Consider the following 18,370-nt stretch of genomic DNA (forward strand, 5'->3'; position numbering starts at 1 on the left):
ACCCTCTCTCATTTATTAAACTTATTTCTCATACCCATTAGGTTTCTTCTGATGCCAATCCCACGCATGCTCAATAATTGTCTTTACATTTACATACTCAGGATTCCACCCTAACTTCTCTTTCGCCTTTTGAGAAGAAGCTACTAAGCGTGCTGGATCTCCCGCACGGCGTGGCGCCATCTCAGCTGGAATCTCATGATTCGTAACTTCACGAACTGCATCAACGATTTCTTTTACACTAAAGCCATTACCATTTCCTAAGTTGTAGAAATCACTCTCTCCACCATTTTGCAGGTCTTTAAGTCCTAAGAAATGAGCTGCCACTAAATCTTCAACATGAATATAATCACGGATACAAGTACCATCTGGTGTACTATAATCATCACCAAACATCATAATCTTCTCACGTTGACCTAACGCCACTTGTAAAACAAGCGGAATTAAATGTGTCTCTGGACGGTGATCTTCCCCAATAATCCCACTTGGCGTTGCACCAGCCACATTAAAGTATCTGAAAATCTTATATCTTAAATTAGAGGCTTGGCTATACCAATGAAGCATCTTCTCAATTGCTAACTTCGTCTCTCCGTACGTATTCGTCGGATTTGTCGTCGTTTCCTCAGTAATAAGGTCTACATCTACTTCACCATAAGTCGCCGCAGTAGAAGAGAAAATAAACTTCTCTACTTTAAACTCATCCATTACTTCTAGCAAGCAAAGTGCGCCATACACATTGTTATTATAATATTGAAGAGGCTTCTCCATACTAACTCCAACTAAAGAATCAGCTGCAAAATGCATAACCGCCTCGATATTTTCTTGTTTAAAAACATCTCTTGAAAATTCCTTATCACGAAGGTCACCATTATAAAACTTCGCACCTTCCGTAATTGCATCTTCATGACCAGTTTGTAAGTTATCTACTACTACTACCGATAAACCTTCATCAACTAGTTTTTTAACAGCGTGAGAACCGATATAGCCCGCTCCGCCGCAGATTAAGATTGATTTCATTGTTTTCCCCCTACATATATACTAGGATTTCTTACTTACTTTACTAATATAGAAGGTATACGATTACTCGTATACCTTCTATATACCCTTCATTACTTCGCTACAAAATAATCCGTTACATATTGCGCCCAAACTTCATGCCCTTTAGCACTTGGGAAACCGAACTCTGTTTGTAAGTACGGTAAAATCGCTTTCGTTGTTGCATCAGGCCATGCTCCCCAATGATCAACATATGTATAACCATTTTGTGTCGCAAATTGTTTTAATGCTTCAATCGCTTTCGGATAATTCTTCGCACCATACACTGGGTTTGATGGTTGAATCATAATTGTAGCGCCTTTTGCACTAGTAGAAAGTGCTTGCACAAACTTCTGTGTACTCGCTACAGAATTTCCATTACCAGTTTTTCCGTTGTCGGTAATAAATGGTGGTTCAAATAAAATTACATCCGGATTGTCTTTCGCAATCTCTTTATCGCGTTTATTCGCAATTAATTCCTCTGTACTTTCACCCTTATATTCCTTTACCGTCACATTCCATAAACCTTTACCGTAAGAAGCCTCTAAATTAGCAGTGAACTTAGCTACCCAAGCATCTTTTTCAGATGAAGAAGCTTCATCACCAACAATAACAAGATTTACTGCCTTCTTATCCGCAGCAGCTTTCTTTAACTTCTCTTTCACTGCATCTGGCAAGTTCTTCGCGTATGCTTCATTAAAAGATGACTTTACATCTTGTTTTTTCTCTTCTTTTTTCTCGTCCTTCTTCGCACGGCTATCTTTCACTTCAGCCTTTGTTTTCGTTACTTCACTCGTTTGCCCTGTTGCATTCGCAATCTTCTTATTCCAATATAATTTACCGCTCACAACAGAAGCAATAAACAATACAAAAATAAATAGGACAAGTACTGCTTTCTTATTCATCGATTCACCTCATCTATTAATCTCACAATATATAATACTAATATAAATTTAAGCAAAAATAAACCCAACTCCTTCCAAAAGAGTTGGGTTCAATATATATTACTTAGTCAATTCAAGATGTGCTTTTAACTTGTTCGTTAAATCTTGTTTTGCTGCGTCTGGAACGTAGTAGTACCAAATACCGTCAGCTGCTTTGTGACCGTCACCTGGGATTTGAATTTCCTCACTGTTCTGTATGCAATCTTTATAATTCTTTTGAATATCAAACATTTGATCTTGGGTTAAACTTGTTTTGACATTTTTCTCAATTGCTTTTAATACATCACCGTAGCTTGCTAGAGAAGAAACACTAGCGCCTTGTTTAATTACTCCTTGGATTACTTGACGCTGGCGCATTTGACGTCCGAAATCACCACGTGGGTCAAGTTTTCTCATCCTAGAATAATGTAATGCCTTCGTACCATCTAAATGAATATTTCCTTTTTCAAAATGAATTCCTTCATATGTGAAATCTAAATCATTATTTACATCTACGCCACCAACAGCATCTACAATATCTTTAAATCCATCCATATTTACTTCAATATAATGATCAACTGGCACATTAAGAAAATTCTCTACTGTTTTTACAGCCATATCAATCCCGCCAAATGCGTAAGCATGATTAATTTTATCCTTTGTACCTTTTCCAACGATTTCTGTATAAGAATCACGTGGAATACTAACAATTTTCATAGATTTTGTCGTAGGATTTAATGTAAATAACATTAACGAATCTGATCTCCCTTGATCTTCACCACGTTGGTCCACACCCATCATTAAAATAGATATTGGTTTTTTATCCGAAACATCTACCTTCTGATCTCGTTTTTCAGATTTCTCGCGATCTAATGGTTTATGGACAGCATCTAATGTATTAGACACATTAGAATAAACAGTATATGCATATACTCCACCACCGACAATAAGAACGCCAATAATACCCAGAATCCAGAATAAAATTTTCTTTTTCATCTTTTTAACCCTCTTTCGAAAATCGAAATCTTTTCTCAAAAAACATAGTTACAATTATATCTTAAATACATTCAAAATATCTATAACTATGGTAAGTATTCGAACTCCCTTATGCAATTAATTGCAATAATTCAAAGTTCTATATATGCATTTTATACCAGAAATCTAACTTTTCATTTAATAAAACATATTCTTAATCAGCCGTTTGCAACTAATTCATTATACTCGTACGCCTTCTAAGCTTCTTAGTTTATATAGATTATTAAAATTGTAATAAGAAATTTGTTTACTACTTATATTCATACAATTACGCGTATCAAATATAATAGCCTTTCTTGCGTTATCAATAATGATTTGTTCGTCTACTTGTTTAAATTCATTATGGTCTGTTAGTACCAAAATACATTCTGCATTTTTCACAGCATTCTCTAGACTATATAAATTAAAATGCACCTGATTTTCATGAACATGGGGATCATGTACAGCAACTTGATAACCCTGTTCTGTAAGCAAATCTACAATTGTCATAGCTGGACTTTCTCTGACATCATCAATATTACCCTTATATGTAATTCCTAAAACTGCAACTTTTGCATTTTTACCTGGAATAATTTTCGCTAATTGTTCTACAACAAATGCAGGCATAGAATTATTTATAAAGCGCGCATTAGAAATTAATTGAGATTCTTCAGGTGCCTTTTCAATAATGAAATATGGATCTACTGCTAAACAATGTCCTCCAACACCTGGTCCTGGAAGATGTAAATTTACTCGAGGATGATGGTTAGCTAGCTTAATAACCTCTAAAGCATTTACGCCAAGTTTTTCGGAAATTTTTGCTAATTCATTTGCTAATGCAATATTTACATCACGGAATGTATTTTCCATAAGCTTAGACATCTCTGCTGTTACAGCAGTAGTTTCAAGGATTTCTCCTTGTACAAAACTACCATAAACTTCGGCTGCTTTTTGTGTAGATTTCTTATTAATTCCACCAACTATTCTTGTATTTTCTACTAATTCAATTAAAATACGTCCGGGTAACACACGTTCTGGACAATGTGCAAGGTAGATTTCTTCTCCTACATCCCATCCTTGTTCCTTAAGAATTGGAGCTACTACATCATCAATAGTTCTTGGTGGAATCGTAGATTCTACAATTACAATACTTCCTTTCTGTAAGAATGGTAAAATAGACTTAGTTGCTTCTACAACGTAGTCTAAATTTGCAGTGTGATCAGCATTATGTGGTGTAGGAACAGCAATAATAAATACATCCGCTTGTGTTGGATGTACACTTGCGTTCAATTTCCCTTTTTCTACTACATCTTTAACTAATTCTCCTAATCCAACTTCTTCAATATGAACTTTACCTTGATTAATCATTTCAATTGCAACTGGGTTAACATCTACCCCTATAACATCATACCCTGTTCTTGCAAATATAGCTGAAGTTGGTAAACCAATGTAACCTAAACCTATTACACAAACTTTTTTATTCATCTTCATCAATCCTTATCTTTTTTATTATTTAACTCATATATCAAAGTTATAATGAATATAAAATCTTAAAAAATTATACTTACTCAAATAATTTCATATAGACGCACTATACTTTATTATCCTTCCAGTTAATTAAATCCTATTATTACGTATCACTGATTATCCAGTCCTTAATTATAAACCTCTTTGTACTACCTATAATCTTTTATTTCGAATATACCCCTTCTATTGAAGATAGCATCTTTTCAATCGTAAAGTTTTCCTCAAATGACCTAAAGCCATTATTAGAAAGCTTATTATATAGGCTAGGATTTTTTATAATTTCTAATATTTTTTGTGTGCCTTCTTTAGCATTATCTTTATCAAAAAGATAACCATTATAATCATCAACTACTATTTCATTATTACCTACAACATCCGTTGCGATAATAGGTTTTTTATATGATAATGCCTCTATTAATGAATATGGCATACCCTCGTATAAGGAAGTAGATAAGAATATATCAAAACAAATTAATTCTATATCTGGGTTTGAATGAAATCCTTTTAATTTAATAAATTCACTTAAATTATTCTCTTTAACATAATCAGAAACTTCTTTAAAATACTCTCCATCTCCAATATATACAAATTCAACGTTTTGATTTTCCTTAATCACTTGTTCAGCTATACGAATAAATAACCATGGGTTTTTTTGATAATCCATTCTCGCAATTGTTCCCACTACCAATTTCTCTTTACAACCTTTTAAAGGAAGTTCGTTATCTGTAGAGGGTGAAGAAATACCATTATATACTACCATTGATTTATTTAATGAAATGACTTTATGCCCCAAAGCAAATGCTTCTTCACCCTTAGAAACATGAAGGACCTTCGTGGTTAAAGAACCTAATAATTTTTCAATATTCTTGTATATGAATTTTTTCTTCGCTGATAAATTCGGGTTTTGAAATACATATGCATGTGGCGTATAGTATACTTGTTTTACTCCACATATTTTTGCTGCTATTCTACCTATTGCACCTGCTTTAGAGCTATGGCAATGAACAACCTGTGGCTTAATTTCCCGTAATATTTTTATAATTAATTTTGTAGCTCCTATGTCATTCTTAACTGATAATTCCCTCACCATTTCTTTGACTTCGTAAAAGTAGAGCCCCTTTCTCATAAGATCATTTTTTGCCGATAGAAATACATTATCTACCCGCCTAGTACCATGTATAACATGTACTTCATATTTATTTAGGTCTAAATTTGAGAGTAGGTCTACTAAATGCCTTCTAACTCCTCCACCTAATGCCTCACATATAAAAACAATCTTTTTCATTCCTCACTACCCCTTTTATCATTAGTTAGATCTGCTTAATAAAGATTTAAGACCAATAATTAGCTTATTAGGAGCTACTAGCAGGATAAAAGATTTTATTATTCCCACATAACTTTCTAAAACTAGAGGGTTAAAATATTTTTTTTGAATTTTTATTCTGCTATACAACTGTCTTTTTCGCCTACTTAATGAGATACTATTTGGATTGATTTCTTTACAAATGAGAACTTCATCTAAATTCGAAACCTTATATTTATTCATTATCCTGAAGAAAAACTCATAATCTTCTGCTGCTGGAAAATCAGTGTGATATACACCAATCTCTTCAATAATCACTGTTCTAAACATAACGGATGGGTGTGGGAAACAACTATTAATATGCATCCTCTTTTTTATTTCATCTGTCGAAAGCGGCACACGCTCTATAAACACTTCTTTACCATTCATATCCGTATGCCTCACATTTGATCCTATCAACATGTAATTTGGATTATCTAACATATATTTTTTCTGCTTATAAAATCGATTAGGCTCAATTGTATCTCCTGCATCTATCCTGGCAACAAATGTATAGCCATTATCACAAATATACTTTAATCCTAAATTTAAGACATACTCAATTCCTTTATTAACCTCAGACTTTATAAAAATAATATGGTGAATTCCAATAGTCTTAGGAACATGGATCGATTCCTTACTACCGTCATCAACAACTACTACATCTATCTTCTCTTTTGTTTCCTTCAATAAGGATTCTAAGGTTTGATTTAAACCAACTTGATCGTTATATACGGGAATTAATAATGCTATTTCCGACATAAAACCTCTCCAATTCATACTTCGTATAATAATAAAAACATAAATAATCATCACATAAAATACATGTAATGATTATCTACGTGTAAACATTCTAAATTTTTATATAAACAAATGTTGTAATTGTGTTTAACAAATAGATTATTTGACTAAAAAACCCGTCAACATAACAATAAGAATAAAACTAACTAATCCCAAGAACAATAACTTCTCCCTAAATCTATTGATTACGATTCCTATTAACAAGCAATTTAGCCATATCCACATATTATATAATCTAGGTATTGGAAGCCCGTATACACTTGTAATTAATACGATAAACAACATAGGCATTATACAGCATAACAACCAAATCCAAGTATCCTTTTGTTTTTTTCTGATAAACATAAGAATAGTAATACCTACAAAGCTGAACATTAAAATGAAATTTTGATAATAAAAAGAAGATAGATTCAAAAACTCAGAAAATGCGGATAAATCATAATTATTTATAACTGTCGTTTGTCCCAAAAAGCTATACAGTACACTATATATAGGTAAGTTCCACCCTTCAGAACGTTCTGCTATCCATGGCTGAGTTCCATCATTCAGTGTAAGTTTATTTTGTATATTCTCGAATCCATAAACATAGCATCCTATAATTACAACAATCATCAAAATAGTTACTAATAAATAATTTTTAACAGACTGCTTTTTTGAGAAGAAATACGCACAACTCAACGAAATAATAGTAATAGGAGCGGCATATGACCTAAATAAAAACAGAAATATTAGTGTAATTAAAATTTTAATAGTATACTTTACTTTATTTTCAAAGTTATTTCCAGCAAAATATATACAGTAATAACATACTAGTATCACTAAAAAAGAATTTATATTGTCTCTAGAAAGAGTGGATATGACAAGCAAATTAGCTGGGTATAATTCATATAACATTATTGAAAAAATAGCCCATTTATCATTTAAGTAGTTACTTGCTATCTTATACAATAAGTAATAACTTAAAATACTTACTTTTACTTTTAATAATATCAAAGTTAAAAGATTAGGACCAAATATACTAATTAAGACAGCATTAAGTATATTATAGGCATTATACGGACCATAAAATCCAAAATGCTTAAAATCCCCTGATAACCAATATTTAAAGTTCTGACTAAAAAGTATCTGTACAAGTTGTTGTGATTCATCATAATAATTTTTGGTATCAGCGTAAAAATTTCCCCCGATTTTCCCTAATAAATTCCCATCACTAAAACCTAAGCTGATGGCATTATAGTATTGAATATATACTATAATTACAAATATACTCGTCAACAATATCCCCAATAAACAAATTATTGGTTTATTCAATTTCAAACGCCTGTATGCCAGTATATTCAAAACAACTAGACTAACGATTATTGTGATATTCTGCGCTGTATCATTTACAAAAATTGATAAAATCAATACTGCCACATACACTAGTAATAAATTATTGATTTTTACATTCATATTTTCTCAAACACCTTATATAAAATTGGTAAATTATTCATAAATCAAGAATCTTCCTTTTGAAGAATACTATTATATTGACTTGAATTAACATTATAGCTATAAAACCCCTTCAATTCAGAGTAATCAAAATCAGTAGAGTTTGTACTAATCTTCACTAATTTTTTCGCGATTTTTTCCTTTTCATTATCAACATTATCAAATAACTCAGTTAAATTTGATCCTACATTCAAAATTCTCGTATCTGCGTACAAGTAATCAATAATTTTACTAGGTATTTGACTTGTACTTTTGTTATTTAAATTAATTAATAAATCCATCTTTTTCATAATACTAATAATTTCACTTCTATCTTTAAAGGTGTTTACTGTAATAGGAATTGTTTTTATATCCAGTCCTTCAATCTCTAAAAATTCTTCTAATGCATTAACATTTCCAAAATAATGAAAATGTAGCTTCGGATTCTTTTTACTGGCTAATACTAGACCATGGATAAATTCCACTGGACTTCTAATTCCTCTATAAAAAGATCCAGCATACATGATATTAAATTTTTCCTTATCAATCTTATAGTTACTTTCACCTTGTTGTTCTTCAAATAGTTGGGGAATAACATGAATTTTCGACCTATTCACGCCCAAATTAGTGTAGCAATCTATTGCATTTTCTGTTGGTATTACTATAGAATTGACATTATTAAGTATCTTTGATTCTAAAAACTTATCGTATTTTCTTATTTTTCGATCTGGATTATAAGAGAATGGATCTCCGTAATCAGCTATCCACTTTAAATGAGTAGCATCTTTTTTTAATAAATGTCCTGTAATATGAGTAGAAACCGGTAATCCAACAGTCACCATTGCTTCACTATTACTATGCAGTTTATTTTTTTTCACATAACGATATGCATTTATTGCCCACTCAACTGTTCGATCTGGCCAAACAAGTACATCATAGAGTTTTTTCAAACCTTTAATAAAAAAATTACTATGGGAATTATTTAGTATATTTTTATTAACATCCCATCTATTTTTTTCTTTATGAAGTAACATACCTGGCTTCACTTGATGTACAGTTATATTATCTGGATCTCTAGTACCAATCTCTTGATACATAGTATTTCTAGGAATTATTAAATCTACATGATACCCCTCTTGTATCAAAGAAGATACAATACCTTTCACATGGAAAGCACGTGCTACATTTTCCGGATAATACCAATAACTAATTACCATTACTCTCTTCATATTCTTGTAATAAATCCCTTCTAAAATTCATTTAATTTACATCATATAACACAATACTATCCACTCTCTAGCCCATTAATTCACTAGAGTTATACCAAAAAATCTTATTTTTAAATGCCCTTTATTTATTTCTCATAATTCGTCCGTAACCGTTTGAATAGTAATTAAATCCTTGATTAATAGTACTTGTCCCAAAATCTGTTATCACTACCTGGTTTTCAGAGATTTCTATTTTCCTATATACTTTATGACCATAACCATTATGGCATCCTATAAAACTATTTTTTTTAAATTCTAAACAACGGCTATTGGTATTATGCTCTAAGCTAAATAAACCATTCAATTCATCATAAAAATTATTTTGTTCAATATCGCCAAATTGGATTGTAAAATGTGCTTTAGTTGACCTAAATAGATTTCTTTTCTCTGGTATTGGTGTGTATAAATATGTTCCAGGATCTTTGATAATATCTTCCCCATCAATTACTAACTCGATGCCGAGTTGATCGTTATGATCATGACTTCCCTTTCCATTAGTACCTAAGTTTCCACACCTAATAGCTAAATAGAAATCCTGAGATTTAAAAATATACATACCAAAATCAGAATATGCTATTTTTTCCATTCCCTCCATCAAATTAGATTTAGATCTAAAACTGTACTGAACAAATTTTTCTTGTTCTTCAATTTTACTAATTTCATCTTTTTCCTTTTCATTTATAGAAAAATCTAAAGTATCATGCTTTAAACACCTTGGAACAGATTCCTCATATGTTTTGATATGATTTTTAACCATACTTTGAATTAATGTATATTCTATAGAAGGTTTATTTACAAAATTAAAAAATTCCTTCCTTTTAAATAAAGCATTGATTCCTGCTACTAGAAAACGATGATCTAAAAAGTCTTCATCCCAGTAATTCCCTTTATTGCTTAATTCATTATAAGCACTTAAATTTAAATATCTTTTTTTAGCTTCCTGAACTTTTAATAAATTATAAATTGGCTGTGCCTTGAAGAATCTTCCACTATCATTATCGCCAAATTGCGCAACTTCCCCATTAGGCTTAGTAATATCAACTGTAAATTCCGCCATTTTTTCCAATCTTTCTATATACCAATTTGGAAATAACTCCTTGCTTGAGCAACCCCAAAATTTACTTGGATTAATTCTGAACCCTATATTTTTACAAATATCAACATGTTTCTGTAATGTATAATTATGCATTATCTCTATTTTCTTTTCAGGTAATGATAGGGCTACCGCTGTTGCATAAAGCATAAGTTCAGCAGACAAACGATGATACGTAGTTGAATTTTCAAAGTTTGAACCTTCTGTATAAAATTGAAAATCCATCTCTTGAATTAATTCTTGAAATGAAAAATTCAACCATGTTGATACCTCTTTTGTAACGGGAAGATATGCGGAAATGAAGAATAATCCTACAATATTAGATAAATAATGATTATTTCTTATCCCTTTATTACGTTCTAGATGGTTAAAAATAAATTTCCCATGATCATATATAGAAAGTACAAATATTTTTTCAAATTCCTTATTAAATTCTACTCCTTGTACTTTAAATAAATCATAAACCAAAAGCCAATTAGCCGCTCGAATCGCAACGTCCATAGTGCACGTCCAATTCACTCCAAAATTAGGGGGATTTACAGAGATAAAATCAAGAATTTCATCTTGAAATTCTCTTTCATATACCTCAGGATTATCAAATTCTTTGTTTCCTTTACTCGCTAGCATATATGCCCAAACAAATTGAATTAAATGTTGCATTCTGGAAAGTTCCCAAGGTACTTTAACATCAATTCCTGGCTCTATATTAAGATTCAATTCAGAATAATGCTTTTTGGAGTCCCACGTATATCCTGATTTAAAATCGATTCGCCAATCTATAGGTACATAACTACTAGATATATGACTCCTAACATATTTACTATAATTTTGATTTTCTTTATTAATTAAGGTTTTTATCCAATCACTATTCTTATCAACTTCAATTACCTTTGAAGTATACTGATATTTTTCTAATCCCGGGCACTTCATATTATATTTAACATTCACCCACCCTGATCCCAATAAATCAAAATAATGGTTCCTATAAAGTGAAGTTAAATCTCTAATTTGTTGCACTTCATTTTCATCAAATTCATACTCCACGATTTTTGATAAAATCTCCTCTAATTCATAATCAAAAAATTCTTTTGAGTAACTAGAAACTATACTATCTTTCCAACATTCAATCTTTCTTGATGATTTATAAACGATTTTTCTCTTCGCTTTCTCTAGGATTTCCTTTACAGATAAACCTTCTATTTTTTGGAAGTAATTCAATATGCTATCACCTGCCTCTTTACTATTACAACCTTTCGTTTTTTGCAAAAAAAACTTAAACGTGTCTTCTCTCTTTCTTTATCACTATAAAAACAAAGGCGTATTGTATAACCAGTACCAATAAAGCATTAAATACTTGCGCCCACGCTATTCCAATGATAGATAAATGTTTTCCAACAAAATAATTAATTAACAAAATAATAGGAACAGAAATAAGGTTTACTAAAAAATTCTCTTTCATTCTTCCTAAGGCAATTAACATAATTGCTACAATTGCATAGGATGAATATATTACGTATTTAATCATTAATACACCAGTATATGTAACAGTATTTATGTAATAGTCCCCATAAAAAATAGGAACAAATAGTTTCGCCCCTAAATAAACTGTAATCCCTACAAAAATACTTACTACTAAAGCCTTTTTTTGTATATTAAAAGTCATCTGTTTTAACTTATTAATATCCTTATTGCTTTCAGTCAAATACGGTGTATAAATATTCTGTAAAGTAGCAGTAACTTGCGTTGCTCCTAATAAAAATATAGTTGCTATTGCATAGTATCCCATCTCAACTCGATTTGTAGAAAAATTATCCATAATAATAATATCTGTATAATTTCCTATACTGTTAGTAAAATTAGCCAAAAAACTAAAAAAAGCAATATTCCAAAATGTAGAGGGTATTTTTCCGGACATATTATACGATATTTTTATAGAATTTACTTCTTTAAACAGTGGAAATAATCCTATTACTAATCCTAGAACTGTCGCAATAATAAACCCCTTAATACCGAAAAACCACGTACCAAGAATAATAAATATGGCATTTTGAATTTTTATTATTGATTGTATAACAGCCATTCGTTTTACCCTTTTCAGAGCCAACAAATAATTCATCAAAATATTTGTCATAGTAAGCATTGGAATACAGAGTGTATATACCCCCCACTGAAATACAGAATATTTCGGAGATAAAACTAAAAATAGGTTAAATAATATTACAGCAATCACACAAAAGATTATGCTTCTGCGAATCGCATATGAGAGAAGATAACTTTTTTCGTTGTCCTTCCTGGGTTCTGAACAATATTTTAATATTGCTGTATCAAGTCCAAAAGTACCTATTAGAACAGCTAATATTAAATAAGTCTGCAAGCTTTTTATCTGCGCCATACTTTCAGGAGAAATAAATTTCGCAACTAAAATAACACTTCCGAACCCAACAAACTGTACTAAAAATTTTGTTAATAATAAACTAAAAAAACCTTTTTTTCTTAGTTGAATGATATTATTATGGATTTTCTCTCTCAGATTTTCCAGTAGCTGCATCATGTTGATTTCTCCTTAAAATCCATATCTTCAATACATTTTTCAATATTACATACCAAATCATTTATATTTCGATTTTCGAACAATATCGTACCCTCTGGCCTATTGCAAACATTACTTGCAATCGCTCTACAATTAAAGTAAATTGCTTCTTCAATACTTATACCATAAGCATCACTATAAGTTGGACGAATCATTATATCCGACTTTTTAAATAGGGGCCATAGTTCTTTTTGCCCTGTAAGAAATAACATATTATCCTCTATTTTGTATTCTTTAATTTTTTCTAAAATACTTTTAAAATAATCTTCATCGCCTATTTCTGCTAAAGCAAAAACCAATCCTATTTTTGGGTACTTGTTTTTTAAAATTCTTATTATCTCTATACACATATCAATTCCATACAAATCTATATCCTGATAAAATGTAATCTTTGAGGCATTGCCTATTAATATTTGTTCACGGTTATTTAAAAAACTTATAACCTCTTCGCTATACGTCGACAAGATATGCTCTTCATCCTCTAATGGAGGTGGTATAAAAGGTGATTTTACCACAACTTTTTTGGGGAGTTGTATATTATTCTTTCTATATCCATCTTTTAAATGTTCTCCAACCAACACACAATGATCTACTTTTTTTATAAATAATTTAGTCATTATTTTTTTCATATTACGAAAGGTATCTAAAATTCTTATAGAATGGTTTTGTAAAATGATTCTACATTGAAATGGACGTAATAATAAAGCAACCATAGTTAATGTATTAAATTCATTGAGGTGGAAAGTATGTTTTTGTGGTGACATTACACAATGGCACACTAAAAATTTCAACTTTTCTAAACGACTCATTTTATCAAAATCAATGAATTCTACTTCTTCACCTTGCTTTTCTAGGAATTTACTATACCTATATATATATATACTCACGCCTCCCAATGGAGGAGGATAAGGACCTATAAGAAAATATTTTTCGCTCATATTTTACATTCCCTCTTAATTCCATTAAACGTACCAGATTTAATATTTATAATGGTATATCTAACATTATTATTTAGTTTTCGAAAAATTTGATATAAAAAACAAATAGATCCCTCAGATAGAAAAGACTATAACTCTCTCAAGGAATCTATTTATAATTAATCTCAAAAAGGTGCTTATTATGTTTAATAAGCACCCTTACGTAATACAACCAATAAAACTGTTTTAAATAAGATAGTAATATCTAATTTTAAGGATTGGTTATACACATAGTATAATTCTATATCTACTCTTTCCGGATATCCTACATCACTCCTACCACTTACCTGCCAATAACCGGTTAGACCAGGGCTAACTGACAAGAAGTCTGAAGTTTTTGAGCCATATTCTTTTAATTCTTCTTGGATAACTGGCCTCGGACCAACCAAGGTCATCTCACCTTTAAGAACATTAATAAATTGTGGCAATTCATCTAGACTTGTTTTTCGTAAAAAGCGCCCTATATTTGTAATACGTGGATCTTCTTCCGGTTCAAGTTTATAATTATTATCTATATATTTCTTGTATAGTACTTCATTTTTTTCTAATTTTTCTTCTGCATTAACTACCATAGAACGGAATTTATAAATACCAAAAACCTCACCATTTTTACCAATTCTAGATTGTTTAAAGAAAACTGGTCCTTTTGCTTCCCCACGCATATATAGAATAGGAATTATAATAAAAAATGGAGAAAATATTATCAAACCAACAATAGCACCTATAATATCTATAGTCCTTTTTAAGAATGCATGAACCATTGATATTTTTTTAACCTCATCTATTTCTTTCCCTACAGATTCGTTTATTACGCCTCTTTCTTCCAAGCCCTCTTCACCTCAACTTTACACATGTACATTTTTTATTTTTACAAGTTCGTTCATATACTGCATTAATTCATCTTTCAATTCATCATGTTGCAATGCCATTTCAATCGTCGTCTTAATGAACCCAAACTTCTCCCCAACATCATAACGAGTTCCTTCAAAGTCATAAGCAAACACTCGTTGAATTTCATTTAATCGTTGGATTGCATCCGTTAACTGAATTTCCCCACCAGCACCTGTTTGTTGATTTTCAAGAAACATAAAGATTTCTGGCGTTAATACGTAACGACCCATAATTGCTAAGTTGGATGGTGCTGTTCCTTGTACTGGTTTTTCTACAAACTGACGTACTTGATATTGACGACCATTTTGTGTGATTGGATCAATAATTCCGTAACGATGTGTTTCATTTTCTGGTACCGTTTGTACACCAATGACAGATGAATGTGTTGCCTCGCACTCGTTCATTAGCTGTCGTAAACATGGTGTTTCAGCCTGTACAATATCATCGCCAAGTAATACCGCGAATGGCTCATTTCCAATAAATTTACGTGCGCACCATACTGCATGTCCTAAACCTTTTGGTTCTTTTTGTCTTATGTAATGAATGTTAATTTTTGAAGAAGCTTGAACTTTCTCAAGCATTTCATGCTTTCCTTTTTCTAAAAGGTTTTGCTCTAACTCAAAAGAATGATCAAAATGATCTTCAATTGCACGCTTCCCTTTTCCAGTAACAATAATAATATCTTCAATTCCTGATTCTATCGCTTCTTCTACTATGTATTGAATTGTCGGTTTATCAACGATTGGTAACATCTCTTTCGGCATTGCTTTTGTTGCTGGTAAAAACCTCGTCCCAAGACCAGCGGCTGGGATAATTGCTTTTCTTACTTTTTTCAAATCTTGTCCCCCCAAAAAAATATCGTTTTATCTTTATGTAACAATAACAAAAACCCTACCTATAGAGTCATTTTTATAACTCCATAGGTAGAGTTTCTGGCATAAATAAAATTATAGGCATCTAACCAATCCTCACATCATACTCCCGACGACAAGCGTCTAAGGTAGGCAAGAAATAAAAATTTCTACCCACAGCACGACCGAGTGCCCCCGTTGATAACGGTTAGGAGACATCACCAATTCCTTATTTAGAAAATACCGAACAATTTTTTACGACGAATTAGTTCTGGATCTTCTTTATAAATTGCTTTTCCGCTAATTAATAAATACGTATTTTCTTTTAAATCATTCATAACGTTCATTCCGAATTCTTTTCCGATTAATTCGTAACTTTCCGCTAGATGAAATCCTCTTGATGTTGTGTTATGTGCATCTGACGCAATCATATGCGTTAAATTATGTTCAACGAGTTGTAGTGAGAATTTTTTTATCTTTTTGCCGAAATTTCCTAGCAAGCTACCTGCCGTTACTTGCGTTAATGCACCCTTACTTACAAGGCTGTATAACTTATCTGGCCGCTCGATTAACTCGGCATTGCGTTCTGGATGAACGATAATTGGGATCATTCCTTTAACACGTAATTCATATAATAGTTGCTCTGCATAGCGAGGTACGTGATTAGATGGAAACTCAATTAATATGTATTTATTCGTTTCGTTTAAGGTAACGATTTTACTAGCTTCATAGTCTTCTAATAAATCACCATATAACCTGACCTCTTGCCCTGGTAAAATTTTCAGTGGAATTTCATTTTGTTGTAGTTCATCATTTAGTTGTTTTACTTGATGAATAATTGAAGTACGTTCATTTGTATATTTCCCGTTTTGATGGTGTGGTGTTGCGACGATTGTATGTATTCCTTCTTGAACAGCCTTTTGTGCCATGGCCAGACTATCTGTTACTGTTTGTGCACCATCATCGATGCCAGGTAAAATGTGACAATGTAAATCAATCATTTGTTTCATCCTCCCTCTCTCATATAAAAATCTTTTTTCCTTTGAATATGAGTTATCTCATATTCAAAGGAAAAAAGGAGATATGTTTTTGCCATATCTCACTTTTTAATTAGTTTGCACCGTAGTAATAATATAAGCCTTGTTCACGTTCACGGTCGTTCAGGACAACGCCTAACAGTTTACCTTTAGCCGATTCTAACAATCCTTTTGCTTTTACCGCTGTTTCCTTTTCTGTCGATTCACTACGAACGACAAGAATAGATGCATCACATACATTCGCCATAATTTGCGCATCTGTTACAGCTAAAATTGGCGGTAAATCAAAGATGACTAAATCATACATGCTATATGCTTGCCCAAGAAGTTCTTTCATCGATTTCGAACCTAACAATTCCGCCGGATTTGGTGGGATTGGACCACACGCTAAAAAGTGTAAATTATCAACTAATGTCGTTTGTACACACTTCTCTAACCGTTCACTATGTGTTAATACATTCGTTAATCCGAAAATATTATCAACTTGGAACATTTGATGCATCGCTGGTTTACGCATATCTGCATCAATTAATAATACTTTCTTTCCTTGTTGAGCAAAAACAACTGCCATATTCGCTGTTGTCGTCGTTTTCCCTTCACTCGGGTTAGCAGACGTTACCATTAACGAATGTAAATTCGTATCAACAGATGCAAATTCGATATTCGTTCGAATATTACGATATTGTTCTGAAATTGGTGATTTCGGTTGTTGATGAGCAATTAATTGACGACGTTGACGATGATTTTGTTTCTTTTTAAATAAACTATTAAGAGCCAATTGTTTGTCCCCTCACTTTTCTTGATGATGGAGCATGTGATTTCACGCTTGCTGTTTCTTCATCCATACGTGCTACAATACCTAACACCGGTAAGCCAAGTAAGCTTTCTACATCTTCTTCTTTTTTCACTGTGTTGTCTAAGTATTCTAGTAAGAATGCAAGACCAACTGCAGCCATTAAACCAACAACAAAAGCAATTACTACGTTTAACATCGGACGTGGTTTAATTGGAGACTGATTTTCTCCAACTTCTGCTTTTGATAATACAGTTACGTTATCAACATTCATAATTTTAGCAACTTCACCTTTAAATACATCTGCAGTTGCATTTGCAATATCACGAGCTACTTTTGGATCTTTATCCTCAGCTGTAACAGAGATGACTTGTGAATCTTTTTCATTTGTAACATTAATCTTTTCTGTTAAAGCTTGCGCTGTCATATTTAAATTTAATTTTTCATTCACTTGATCTAAGATTACTGGGCTTTTAATAATAACCTTATATGTATTCGTTAATTGAATATTCGTTTGAACTTCACCAGCTTGAATCATTGCCCCTTCTTGCTTCTTCTGATTCACAAGAATTTGCGTTGAAGATTGATAGATTGGTGTCATGAAGAAGAAGCTAATGATAGCACTTACTATAGCTGCACCAAAGGCGATTACGAGGATCATTGCTAAACGTTTTTTTAAAATATGAAATAACTCTTTCAAACTAATTGTTTCTTCCATAAGTTCCTCCAACTTTCTAAAATTTGCACATAAGAAAAATTAT

The 18,370-nt window shown here is 31.8% G+C and carries 16 protein-coding genes; all 16 read right to left on the reverse strand.

The genetic code is table 11. The features are described 5' to 3' along the window. Positions 1–21 precede the first annotated feature (21 nt). The 16 genes from galE to AC0IXC_RS18765 all read right to left on the reverse strand — a co-directional run bounded on the left by galE (position 22) and on the right by AC0IXC_RS18765 (position 18,327). Positions 22–1,014 carry a UDP-glucose 4-epimerase GalE gene (gene galE, locus AC0IXC_RS18690; protein ID WP_471653134.1) on the reverse strand — a complete coding sequence of 331 codons (993 nt, stop codon included), beginning with the start codon at positions 1,012–1,014 and terminating at the stop codon, positions 22–24. Positions 1,015–1,106: 92 nt separating this feature from the next. After that, entirely contained in the window at positions 1,107–1,937 is an 831-nt protein-coding gene (locus AC0IXC_RS18695) for an SGNH/GDSL hydrolase family protein (protein WP_113936216.1), read from the reverse strand. Between the two features lie 99 nt (positions 1,938–2,036). Then, positions 2,037–2,951 (reverse strand): polyisoprenyl-teichoic acid--peptidoglycan teichoic acid transferase TagU, encoded by a 915-nt coding sequence (gene tagU, locus AC0IXC_RS18700; protein ID WP_016102283.1) that lies wholly within the window; start codon positions 2,949–2,951, stop codon positions 2,037–2,039. Between the two features lie 219 nt (positions 2,952–3,170). Beyond that, positions 3,171–4,454: a nucleotide sugar dehydrogenase gene (locus tag AC0IXC_RS18705; RefSeq protein ID WP_471653135.1), complete on the reverse strand. Its 1,284-nt coding sequence runs from the start codon at positions 4,452–4,454 to the stop codon at positions 3,171–3,173. A 205-nt stretch (positions 4,455–4,659) separates the two neighbouring features. Then, entirely contained in the window at positions 4,660–5,781 is a 1,122-nt protein-coding gene (locus tag AC0IXC_RS18710; RefSeq protein ID WP_471653136.1) for a glycosyltransferase family 4 protein, read from the reverse strand. Between the two features lie 21 nt (positions 5,782–5,802). Then, complete coding sequence (locus tag AC0IXC_RS18715) at positions 5,803–6,600, reverse strand: glycosyltransferase (protein ID WP_471653137.1); 798 nt, start codon at positions 6,598–6,600, stop codon at positions 5,803–5,805. A 138-nt stretch (positions 6,601–6,738) separates the two neighbouring features. Continuing rightward, positions 6,739–8,091: a glycosyltransferase family 39 protein gene (locus AC0IXC_RS18720; protein WP_471653138.1), complete on the reverse strand. Its 1,353-nt coding sequence runs from the start codon at positions 8,089–8,091 to the stop codon at positions 6,739–6,741. A 44-nt stretch (positions 8,092–8,135) separates the two neighbouring features. Then, positions 8,136–9,338 (reverse strand): glycosyltransferase family protein, encoded by a 1,203-nt coding sequence (locus tag AC0IXC_RS18725; RefSeq protein WP_471653139.1) that lies wholly within the window; start codon positions 9,336–9,338, stop codon positions 8,136–8,138. Between the two features lie 121 nt (positions 9,339–9,459). After that, positions 9,460–11,688, reverse strand: a complete 2,229-nt coding sequence (locus tag AC0IXC_RS18730; protein WP_471653140.1) for a heparinase II/III family protein — start codon at positions 11,686–11,688, stop codon at positions 9,460–9,462. 55 nt (positions 11,689–11,743) lie between these two features. Continuing rightward, positions 11,744–13,021, reverse strand: coding sequence for a lipopolysaccharide biosynthesis protein (locus tag AC0IXC_RS18735; RefSeq protein ID WP_471653141.1), 1,278 nt, complete (start codon positions 13,019–13,021; stop codon positions 11,744–11,746). After that, the gene (locus AC0IXC_RS18740) at positions 13,018–13,998 is read right to left on the reverse strand and encodes a glycosyltransferase family 4 protein (protein ID WP_016102291.1); all 981 of its coding nucleotides are present in this window, start codon (positions 13,996–13,998) and stop codon (positions 13,018–13,020) included. The genes AC0IXC_RS18735 and AC0IXC_RS18740 overlap by 4 nt, the downstream gene beginning before the upstream one ends. 185 nt (positions 13,999–14,183) lie before the next feature. Further along, complete coding sequence (locus tag AC0IXC_RS18745; protein WP_002130028.1) at positions 14,184–14,864, reverse strand: sugar transferase; 681 nt, start codon at positions 14,862–14,864, stop codon at positions 14,184–14,186. Between the two features lie 18 nt (positions 14,865–14,882). Next, entirely contained in the window at positions 14,883–15,764 is an 882-nt protein-coding gene (gene galU / locus AC0IXC_RS18750; protein ID WP_427342502.1) for a UTP--glucose-1-phosphate uridylyltransferase GalU, read from the reverse strand. Positions 15,765–16,012: 248 nt separating this feature from the next. Beyond that, positions 16,013–16,780: a CpsB/CapC family capsule biosynthesis tyrosine phosphatase gene (locus AC0IXC_RS18755; RefSeq protein ID WP_214933060.1), complete on the reverse strand. Its 768-nt coding sequence runs from the start codon at positions 16,778–16,780 to the stop codon at positions 16,013–16,015. A gap of 109 nt (positions 16,781–16,889) precedes the next feature. Further along, a complete protein-coding gene (locus AC0IXC_RS18760; protein WP_016102294.1) occupies positions 16,890–17,594 on the reverse strand; it encodes a CpsD/CapB family tyrosine-protein kinase in 705 nt (234 codons plus the stop codon). Further along, positions 17,584–18,327, reverse strand: coding sequence for a YveK family protein (locus AC0IXC_RS18765; protein WP_471653142.1), 744 nt, complete (start codon positions 18,325–18,327; stop codon positions 17,584–17,586). The genes AC0IXC_RS18760 and AC0IXC_RS18765 overlap by 11 nt, the downstream gene beginning before the upstream one ends. Positions 18,328–18,370: the final 43 nt, after the last annotated feature.

Source organism: Bacillus sp. AC266 (assembly GCF_979253805.1).